The sequence below is a fragment of the Patescibacteria group bacterium genome, from assembly GCA_041651355.1.
Taxonomy (GTDB): domain Bacteria; phylum Patescibacteriota; class Patescibacteriia; order Patescibacteriales; family UBA12465; genus JAPLVX01.
Genome location: JBAZJK010000011.1, coordinates 1 through 2750 on the forward strand (window position 1 = coordinate 1; position 2750 = coordinate 2750).

Annotated in this window: 1 protein-coding gene; it reads left to right on the top strand. The window is 44.6% G+C overall.

What is annotated here, in order from left to right:
• Nucleotides 1-35: 35 nt before the first annotated feature.
• Nucleotides 36-2750, top strand: a 2715-nt coding sequence (locus WC441_05465) for a hypothetical protein (GenBank protein MFA5163934.1), incomplete at its 3' end; no start/stop codon positions are given.

The following is a 2750-nucleotide window of genomic DNA, read 5'->3' on the forward strand; positions in this document are numbered from 1 at the left end:
CAACGCAAGAACTGGATAGATTAAAAGCCGGCGCCATGTTTAAGATGGCAATCCATGAAGGGCTTGTTACCGGTCAATACGAAGGGAAACCATTTACTTCTGAAAATGCTATTGGGATTATTAAGGAAGCTCAGAACAAAGGTGTTTTTGATGATACCGATATTGACAGATTCAAAGACAAATACCCTCAGTTAAGAGACGGACTTAATGGAGTAATAGCTGAAAACATTACGAAAAAGATTGATGAAGCCGTGACAAATACTCTGACAAATGAAGTGACAAATACTGCACAGAATTTGTCGGACGTGCCGATTAATGAACCGGCCGGAAGAGAAGAAGAGCTTCCGCCCGCAACAGCCTCTAAAGTTAAAAAACTACAAAACCAGATCGCCAAGCAGGAAGATTATCTTGCCCGCAATGCAAACCGGAAAGGCGAAACTCAGTACGAGAAATGGGCTGCTGATTTAGAACAGAAGAAGGCGCGACTCGAAGAACTGACAAAACAGGCAGAGGAAATGACACCTTTAGCCCCTGCCAAGACTTCTACCATCGAAACACCGAAAGTAAAGGGTGCGGAGAACGTTCAACCTGGGGCAAATACGGAAGATGTCCTCATGGATAGCTTAATGAGTTCTGATGGAACGGATGAGCAAACCAAAGGAGCCTTTAATAAAGCGGGGTACGTTGAGGTAGATGGTTTTATGGTTCATCCCGATGTCAATCCTGAATGGGTGCGTCAATTAAAACCGGAAACAAAAGCGAATATGCGTGAAAACGGCATTTTTTATATTGACTCGGAAAAAGGTGAGGGCGCCGCCGGAAGAGTTGCAGAAATACAAGCGGGCAATAGAACTTTACGCGGTATGCAAATAAAGACTAAGGCCGGTTTAGAAGCTGAACTATATACCAAAAAAGACGAAGAAGCATTACACGAAACTGGCCACCATGTATGGCGAGGCTTAACCGACGAACAACGCAAACAATGGTCGGCGCAACCACGGATTACAGAACATGGGAAGTCTGTTGAAGCGGGTACAAATAAAGTCTATAAATATGACAAAGAAGCCGCAGCGGAAGAAGATTTTGCTCAGGCTTATGCTGAAAACGGTGGCCAGAATCCATTAACAGCACTCCCCGCGCCTCTCTCACAAACTGATGCCGCGACAGTAGGCGTTAAAGGAAAGGCCGGGGAGTCTTTAAAAGAACCGTGGGAAATGACTAGGGAAGAATATAGTAATAAGATTGGAGCAGATAAAGAAAAATTAGATGTTGCTAAAATGGCAAATTTGCCAGTTGGAGATATAATTGCTTTCCCTAATGAAAAAATTATTGCTACCGATAAAAACGCATATTCATTTACCAATAAAAACAATGGGAAGAAATTTGATTTTGATATTATCACAACCGAAGCAGACAATGGCAGAAGGAGAATAATAGCAAGATACTCTGGCACAGATACAAATGCCGCTGGATTAATAATTAATTCAGAAGGTCAAGTTGTTAATATCTTTACCGAAGAACCAAAGATAGGATTAGCGCAAGCAATACTTAAAAAAGCGCAACAAATAGAGCCAAACTTAAAACCACCAAATGAAGCAATAAGTAAACAAGGAGCGAAAGCGGCACATAGATATTACACCGAGCAAGCCCTATCCGAAGGCAAGCCAGTTCCAGAATCAGTCTTGAAAGATTATCCTGAATTACAGAAGAAGGAAACAGATACTTTCGGAGATATACCCAAAGTCCAAAAAGAACAATGGGGAAAATATCCTGATAAGCAATTAAAAGAATTTGCAGACAAAGGCATCCCTGGGGCTGAGATTGAAATAGCGAAGAGAGCAAAGAAGGCCGAAGCAAACGAACCCAAAGAAATCTTCATCCGCGCCGCCGAAAGAAGAGACCTTTCCCGCGTCCAGAAATCTTTGAAAGAGATCCCGGATAAATTCGGATATGAGAAAGTCTATCAGAAAAAAGGCAAGCAGGGCCGCGGGTTTTATTATGTCAAGATGAAGGTCAAGGAAGTTAAGGCAGAGAAACAGGAACCGGCGATTTCCGGAGCAGAAAACCTTGTGACGTTCTTACAGAGAGCTGGCAAAGTTCGCCTGGGCGAAGAATTTCAGGACAAAACCGGCGACGCCTGGAGTAGAGCGCACGGATTCAGATCAAAAGACAGAAGCCGCGAAATGGGAGATATCGCCTCCGTGACCAGCCAGAACGGCAAAATGGCCATGGACGAAGCCGCCAGTTTTGTAAACGCGGAAGGATTTAGGGATAAGAATGGTGACAAGTTTACCGACAGGACTTTGTTTGAAGCACTTGCTGCGGGAGAGGGTAGAAATATCTTGCACCCCGGCAAAGCAGAGCGTATAATAGAAAAACAGATCGAGGAGAAAGAAAATGAGTATTGGTCAGAACGGGAAGAAGAATATCTCGACCAACAGCGAGAAGCCCTTGCCCAAGAAGGCATTGACGCGACAAGAGAAATCGAAGAAAATAGCGAAAGCGTTCGCGCCGATCTTATTAGCGAGATTGAAGCGGAAGGGAATCTTACCGAAGAACAACTCGAAGCAGCCCACGACGAAATAAGTTCCTTCTTTGACGAAATGTCGAAGGCGGAGGAAACACCCCGCACCGAAACTACCGACGCCGGAGAACAACACACCTTAGCTGGCCTGTCCGCCGCCGAAACATTCACACTCACAGCAAAAGAACCTGAAACGCCCGTTGTCAAGGGCGCAAAGCTCACACCC